We start from the raw sequence: 7,723 nt of genomic DNA on the forward strand, positions 1-7,723 counted from the left end.
ACTTTTCCTTGTACGTTATACGTTACGATTCCGCATTCTCTACTCCGGCTGAATCCGGTTCGCAAGGAATTTTCTCATCGTATCCGTGATTTTCTTTCCGTCCATCGGCTTAACCAGATGCGCATTCATCCCAGCCTCAAGACTCTCCTGAATATCCTGCTCAAATGCATTTGCACTCATCGCAATAATCGGAATTGCAAATGCATCGGCGCGGTTCATCGACCTGATGTGCCTTGTCGCCTCCAGTCCGTTCATAATCGGCATCATGATATCCATCAGAATGATGTCGTAATATCCGATCTCCGATTTTTCAAACATCTCGATCGCTTCCTGACCGTTGACCGCCGTGAAGACCTCAATATCCTCCTGTTCCAGATGAAATTTTGCAATCTCAAGGTTCAAATCATTGTCCTCGACAAGCAGGGCCTTGACACCCTTAAGAGAAATCTTTTTCACCGGCTTTGTTTCCGTCTGCGGGTTCGGATCGATCTTAAACGGAAGCAGGATCGTGTATTTTGTTCCCTCGTTGAGTTTGCTCTCCACCTCCAGCGTACCGCCCATCATCTCAACTGTTTGCTTGACGATCGACAAGCCAAGGCCGACTCCGTTTATGCTGTTCAAAGAAGTATTATTTGCCTGAGAATACGCCTCAAATGCATGCTTCAAGAACTCCTCACTCATTCCGATTCCGGTGTCCGCATTGATCAGCTCAATCCAGACCGTATCACCCTCACATTTGACTTCCTTGCATCGACAGTAAATGCTTCCGCCCTTCTTGTTGTACTTGATTGCATTGCTGTTGAGATTCATCAGAATTCTTGAGAGTCCCTCTGCACTTCCAATCAGATATCTGTGCGTGATGTAGCCCGGTTTCCAGTCCACAATCCCGTGAAGCCCCTGAGCCTTTGTCTGAATATCCGCCATCGCCGTCACACTCATCAGAAGATCAATCAGATTAAACGGCTGTTCCTTCAAATCAATCGACTTATTTTCGAGGTGATTCATATTCAGAACGTTGTTGACAAGAGAGACGAGATAATTCGTCGCAATCCACATCTTCTCCCTGCACTCACCCTGCTTTTTCATATCCGTTGGAAACGCATCCGCAATTCTGAGCATTCCCTGAATCCCATTGATCGGGGTGCGGATATCGTGAGAAATCGACGAGAGAAAACGGCTCTTCATCTCATTTGCAGAGACTGCCTTGTCTTTCTCCTCTTCTAAAAGTTTCTGCTCCGCAAGGTTCAATTCCTTTTCATTAAAATGTTTCGTCCGGTCAAGGATGTAGGAGATTCCCAGCACATCCCCATTTTCCTCATCTTCAAACATGATAAGATGTTGCTGTGCAAGCATCGGCTTAAAGAGAATCGATTGAGTCCAGTAAGTATGAATCAGATGAGTCTCTCCGTTTCTGTAAGCTCCAAGCAGATGTTCCAGGCGAAAGAACTCCAAATAGTCCTCTCTCTCGTTCTCCGCCACCTTGTCCTCCCAGTAAGTGACCAGATCGGTAAATTTGGCGTTGATCGGCAGACCGATCCGCTCATTTACACTGTATTCCTTTCCATCAACTACCTGACGAACAATTCCCGGAATTACATTTTTTGTCAGATTAACGTTATAATAAACTCCCGTCTCCCAAACAAATGCCTGCTCCAAAATCTCCATTTTCTTTTTTAGCTTCTGGATTTCCATAGTAGGTCCTCCTTGTTTGCAGATTCACTTCTCTTTCCCATACTCTTTCCCATATTTTTCAACCCCCTTAGCTTTCCTAAAAATCCCCTAGGAAATGTTTTCGTGAACATTTTCTTAATCCCCATACATTGCGACTCTCTTTCATTATACTCTCATAACATGTTCTGTCAATTTATCCGCTTTCAATCAGATTTCAATCAGAATCTCGCATCAAGTTGACGATTGTGCTGGCTTAAATGATGTTGTTGAATGGCGTTGGCTTGAATGGAATAGAACGCAAAAAAGCGCCACAGAACTTCTGGATTTCCCCATACCATTCTGTGGCACTCTTTAATTTGAACTATACAGCCCCTCGTAACGTTTTCGTTACTTCATCACTTTGGTACCTGATTACTTTAGTGCTTAACTACTTTGATGCCTGATTATCTTGGTACCTCATGAATTTGTTACTCCATGAATTTGTTACTTCACGAAGTGTTACTTTATGAAGTATTGCTTCACGAACTTCTTTACGCCTTCTCAATTCGGATCACGGATTTTTCTCCCCTTGATACCATGCCCTTCTTCAGAAGTGTAATCTTCTCTCCGCTTGTGAAAATTACCGGAGATACGGTCTTCTTACCTGCACTCTTCACATAGTCGAGATCTACTTTTACAAGAACATCTCCACTCTTTACACGGTCGCCCTGCTTTACGGAAACCTCAAATCCCTTTCCGTTCAGCTCTACCGTATCGATTCCAAGGTGAATCAGAATCTCAGAACCATCATCGGAACGAAGTCCAACGGCATGTCCGGTCGGGAATACTACTTCCACAATTCCATCTACCGGAGACTGAACAACGCCCTCAGTCGGCTCAATTGCAAATCCATCACCCATCATCTTCTGAGAGAATGCCGGGTCCGGAACCTGCTCCATCGGAATCACATTTCCTGTGATAGGAGCGGAAAACTCTGCCTGCTTCGGTGCAGATTTCGTCTCTTTCTTCAGTGCCTCACGTACATTTGCAGCGATTCCCTCAACCTTCGGTCCGTAAATAACCTGAATGTGAACGTCGCTTGAATGAACGAAGCCCATTGCACCAGTTTTCTTCAGTCTCGGCTCATCGACTGCGGACATATCCTTTACATCTACTCTCAGTCTGGTCAGACAGTTATTAACTACTTTGATGTTGTCCTTGCCACCAAGACCCTCGATGATCTCAAGTGCCTGTGCAAGCTGTTTGTTGCCGATTGTTGCGGTACCCGCACTCTCGGTCTCTTCCTTAGAATCCTCGTCTGCAACATCGATCGACAGATTCTTCTTGGTCAGGTAGGTCTTGAATACCAGATAGTAAGCGATGAAGAAGAACGGTCCTACAATCACGATCCAGTACCAGTGAGAACCCGGCTGGAATACACCCCAGATGAAGAAGTCGATCAGACCACCACCGGTGTTACCAACGATAACCTTGAATGCTGCCATCAGCATGAAGGAAAGACCACCCATGATTGCATGGAAGACAAACAGTGCCGGTGCTACGAACATGAAGGAGAACTCCATCGGCTCGGTAATTCCGGATACTACGCTGGCTGCAACGCCTGCGATCATCAGTGCCTTTACACGTGCTTTCTTCTCTGCCGGTGCGGTGCGATAAATTGCAAGTGCTGCACCCGGAAGACCAAACATCATCATCGGCATCTTGCCCTGTCCAAGGAATACGGTGAACGGCTGAAGCTCAGACAGATCTACCTTATCTACGAACTGAAGGAAGATGTTTAAGCATCCCTCAACGCCCTGGAACACACCACCGATTGCAGTGGTACGGAAGATACCATTCAGAACGTGATGCAGACCGGTCGGGATCAGCAGACGCTCTAAGAATCCGTAACAGAATACTCCAGCAAGACCTGCTGCGGAAATCAGACCGCCGAGTGCATCGATTCCCATGGAAACCGGAGCCCATACAAGCGGAGCAACGAGTCCAACAGCCGTCATAGCCAGAATTACAACGAGTGCCACGAAACGTTTTCCACCGTAGAATGATACCGCTACCGGGAATGTTACTTTGTGATACTTGTTGTGAAGTGCTGCCGTTACGATACCAGTGATCATACCGGCAACTGCACCCATATCCATCGTCTCAACGCCAAGAATCGTGGATATTTTCAGTGCACTGAAATCCATAAAACCAGAATTAATCATACAAGCGGATGCCACCAGGAATGTATAATATCCGATGAAACCCGCAAACGCCGCAATTTCCTTCTCTTCCTTAGCAAGTCCGAATGCAATCGAGATTGCAAACAGAACCGGGATCAGCGTGAATACAATGCCGGATACCTTGTTGATTGTCGTGATGATGAAATGAAGAATTCCTACCGACAATACCGGTACAGCAGCCTGTACCTGTGCCTTTAACAGCGCAGCACTGAGTCCCAGAACAATACCACAAGCTGCCAATGCCGCAATCGGCATCAGCAGGCTTCGGCCAAGGTCTGAGAAGAAGTTCATGACTTTGCTCTTGTTCATACTAAACCTCCCACGCCACGGCTCCCAATCCGTGGCGCCTTTCACATGTTTTCTGCTTCCCCTCTGTTGTGTTACATTGCCTTAATAATTATTTTATTATTCTATACGTTGCGTTCAAAAGAACGAATTACTTTAACTCCGGCCACATTCCCTTGTTTGCCTCGATCAGGGCATCCAGGACCTTTCTAGCCTTCTTTGCATCGCCGATCAGACGGTTCAGGGTGAATGCCTGAAGAGCCTTCTCATAGGAGTGCTCATAGTAAGCATCTACGATCAGCTTCTCGCAGGATACCTGGTTTACAAGAAGACCAAGATAGAACTGCGGGATGTTGCCGACTCTCATCGGGCGCGGTCCGTTGATACCAAGCTCACAAACAACCTCAACCATTGCATCGTCCTGCATGTTTGCGATTGCACCATTGTTCTCAACGATCAGGATGTGACGGCTGTTCTTGTTGTATGCGATTGCCTCTGCAACCTTGATCATCATCTCTGCATGTGCATCGGAGATAGCATGGAAACGATCTCCTAACTTGCCTTCCTTGATAACTTCTGCACACTCAGTGAAGACTCTCTTCTCACGTCCGGCCATAACCTCATCTGCTCTGGTGAAGTTCGGATCAAGGTGCTGTACCTTGTAATCCGGATACAGATAGTACTGGTCATAGGTGTTCGGCAGGTAGTCCGGGAAGTCAGCCATGATGGTCTGTACCATTCCGTAGGTATCCAGCCAGGACTGATCTCTCTGCTCTGCATCCTGCGGAAGGAAGCCGTTCTTTGCGATCGTCTCACGGATCTTCGGAAGCAGATCCTCGCCGGTATGTGCATCATAGATATGGGTGAACCAACCATAGTGATTCAGGCCGAAGTATACCGGATCAAGATCCTCCCAGTTGCATCCAAGCAGACGGCTGCAGGAACGTACTACGTTCTCCGGCTGGTCACAGATGTTCAAGATTCTCTTGTCATCCGGGAACTCTCTGCGCAGTGCCTCTGCTACGATAGCTGCCGGGTTGGAGTAGTTTAAGATCCATGCATCCGGAGCGTAGTTACGAATGTCGTGAACAGCCTTGATCATGTCTACGCAGGAACGCAGGCCGTAAGCCATTCCACCAGCACCACAGGTCTCCTGTCCGATCATTCCCATGGACAGCGGAATGTGCTCATCTTTTGCACGCATCGGAAGACCGCCGGCTCTCATCTGCATGAATACGAAATCCATTCCCTCGTATGCTTCCTTGATGTCGGTCGTATAAGAGAAGTCAAGCTCCGGGAAACGCTCCTTGAACAGGATCTCGCCGTACTTTCCGATCGGCTCCTGACGCTCTGCATCGATATCAAACAGAACCAGCTTCTTTAACGGGAATTCCTCTCTCAGTCTTACGAAGGACTTTAAGAATCCCAGTGTATAAGTGCTTCCTCCACCTACGATACATACATTATAACTCTTCATTGCTACTCCTTTCTCTCTCTCGAGATACCCTCTTCGTTTCTGTTGACCTAAGCATACACTTTTCTCACTAAGATGTAAATAGTTTCTGTTTGTTCTGATTACAGTCTCGTATTTTATTACAAATTACTCTTATAGTAACTTTTTTCATTGACAAATAGGATGTTTTTGCCATAAAATAAAGACATAAAAGTTGGAATTTATGCAAGATTCCTACGTTTTAAAAAAATGCACAAAAGCATCCCGAGAAAGGAGGATTTCATGTTTCCGCTTCAGTTAAACGATCAAATCATTCAGAGTCTGAGCAAAAATGAACTGAAAATTCTTCAGTATGTATACGGTCACAGTTCAGAGACCTGCGAGATGAGCATCCACGAATTTTCGAGGGTGATCTCCTACTCCCCGGCAACCGTTCTCCGCTTCTGTCGAAAGCTCGGCTTCTCCGGCTTTGCCGAGTTCAAGTACGCACTCCGCACAAATGCATCCAAGCAGTCAGATCAGGAAAACGTCGTCGATTCCGCTTCCAAGAAACTTCCGACTTCAATCTCCATGGAGCGTCAGGTCATGATCTCCGAGATGTTCAACAACATTTCCGGAACGTCCCACCTGATCTCTCAGGATCTTCTCGAGCGCACCTTCGCCTTCTTCGACAGCGACTGCCCGATCTACATCTTCTCGCCCGCCGGAATCACGGAGATTCCGTGCGACTACTTCGAGAAACTACTCTTCTCAATCGGTCGTCAGAATGTCTACCGGACTGCCTCCGCGCGGATGTGCGAGCACCTTCTGCACTCGCTGACCCGAAAGGCCCTGCTGATTCTCGTCAGCACCTCCGGAAACTTCGGTCCGACCGAGCGCCTTGCGCGAGTCGCAAGCACAAACAATATCCCGATCCTTGCAATCACGCCGTACTCAAGCAACAGCATTGCCTCCCTCGCCGACATCAACTATCGATTTTTTACCGACCAGAGAGAAAACAGTGGTGCAGAATTCACTTCGCGTCTGCCAATTTTCTACGTCATCTGCACGATCATCAACTGCTATCTCGACTACAAACAGAAAGGAGATTCCCATGATTCCGATCTTTGAACAGGCCCACTCGCTCTTTCTGACTCCGACCGAAGCCGAGATTCTCGACTGGTTTGAGAATCATTTTCCTCAGTGCCTCTATATGAACCTCGAGGAGATGAGCGATGAGCTCTACACCTCAAGCGCGACGATCGTCCGCTTCTGCCAGAAACTCGGATTCAAAGGCTTCAATGAGTTTAAATATCAGCTCCGCCAACAGCTCAAAGAGCAGAAAAATTCTGCCCTCTTCTCCGATGACATCATTGAACACTCCCTCGCGCTCTTTCGCGACAACCTTGAACAGCTCGATCTCGATGCGCTCCAGGAAGTCGCCGATCTTCTGACCAGCGACCGCCCGATCTACATCTGCGGTTCCAATCTGAGCTCTCTGACTGCAAGTTATCTGCACGCGGTGCTCTCAAGCCTCGATTACAGCTGTATCCTGATCGAATGGCAACGCCTTCTCGGCAGTCTGATCGGGCAGATGAGCCGGGACTCGGTTCTGCTGATCGTCAGCGCACACGGAGATCCCCAGCACTATCAGTCCATCATGGAGACTGCCTCCGAGCGAGGCATCAAGACGATTCTTCTGACCTGTGAACGAGACAGCCCTCTCGTGTCTCTGAGCACCTATGCTTTCTTCTCGAACGATCAGAATCAGGAGCTTGCCAATGTCGACACAAACCCCCGAATCGGTCTCTTCGCGATTGCGCAGATCCTGATCGAGCTTGTGACTCTGAAGAAGAGACACACTTCCGCCAAGCCCCATCCGGCGGAAGAACCCTCTGTTTTCCCGACCGAGAACGATTTTCCTGCCCCAGATAACTCTAAATAAAAAAAGACAGGACGCAATCTCCTGTCATATAACTCAGAGTGGATGTCCCCCTCCTCTATAGGTGGGGGTATCACAAACTTTCTCAGGAGGGGAGACAATCCCCTTCTGAGTTATACGCTCCGCGAGGATGCGCAGTGATTTTGATAAGAAGATGTCAGCAGAGCTGAC

At 47.8% G+C, this 7,723-nt stretch carries 6 protein-coding genes; 2 read left to right on the forward strand and 4 right to left on the reverse strand.

Features of this window, described 5'->3' with window-relative positions:
* Positions 1-39: 39 nt before the first annotated feature.
* The 4 genes from ACR0QT_RS10840 to ACR0QT_RS10855 all read right to left on the reverse strand — a co-directional run bounded on the left by ACR0QT_RS10840 (position 40) and on the right by ACR0QT_RS10855 (position 5,655).
* The gene (locus ACR0QT_RS10840; RefSeq protein WP_432630793.1) at positions 40-1,692 is read right to left on the reverse strand and encodes an ATP-binding response regulator; all 1,653 of its coding nucleotides are present in this window, start codon (positions 1,690-1,692) and stop codon (positions 40-42) included.
* On the reverse strand, positions 1,674-1,817 hold the full coding sequence (locus tag ACR0QT_RS10845) for a hypothetical protein (protein WP_432630794.1): 144 nt from the start codon (positions 1,815-1,817) through the stop codon (positions 1,674-1,676). The genes ACR0QT_RS10840 and ACR0QT_RS10845 overlap by 19 nt, the downstream gene beginning before the upstream one ends.
* Before the next feature lie 384 nt (positions 1,818-2,201).
* The gene (locus ACR0QT_RS10850; protein WP_432630795.1) at positions 2,202-4,202 is read right to left on the reverse strand and encodes a glucose PTS transporter subunit IIA; all 2,001 of its coding nucleotides are present in this window, start codon (positions 4,200-4,202) and stop codon (positions 2,202-2,204) included.
* Between the two features lie 127 nt (positions 4,203-4,329).
* Positions 4,330-5,655 (reverse strand): 6-phospho-alpha-glucosidase, encoded by a 1,326-nt coding sequence (locus ACR0QT_RS10855; protein ID WP_432626372.1) that lies wholly within the window; start codon positions 5,653-5,655, stop codon positions 4,330-4,332.
* A 258-nt stretch (positions 5,656-5,913) separates the two neighbouring features.
* Here ACR0QT_RS10855 and ACR0QT_RS10860 point away from each other — a divergent pair, with 258 nt between their 5' ends.
* Together ACR0QT_RS10860 and ACR0QT_RS10865 are read left to right on the forward strand one after the other, a co-directional pair.
* Positions 5,914-6,741: a MurR/RpiR family transcriptional regulator gene (locus tag ACR0QT_RS10860; RefSeq protein ID WP_432630796.1), complete on the forward strand. Its 828-nt coding sequence runs from the start codon at positions 5,914-5,916 to the stop codon at positions 6,739-6,741.
* Positions 6,725-7,555, forward strand: a complete 831-nt coding sequence (locus ACR0QT_RS10865) for a MurR/RpiR family transcriptional regulator (protein WP_432630797.1) — start codon at positions 6,725-6,727, stop codon at positions 7,553-7,555. The genes ACR0QT_RS10860 and ACR0QT_RS10865 overlap by 17 nt, the downstream gene beginning before the upstream one ends.
* Positions 7,556-7,723: the final 168 nt, after the last annotated feature.

Source organism: Brotaphodocola sp., assembly GCF_050873365.1.
In the GTDB taxonomy this organism is placed as follows: Bacteria; Bacillota; Clostridia; order Lachnospirales; family Lachnospiraceae; genus Brotaphodocola.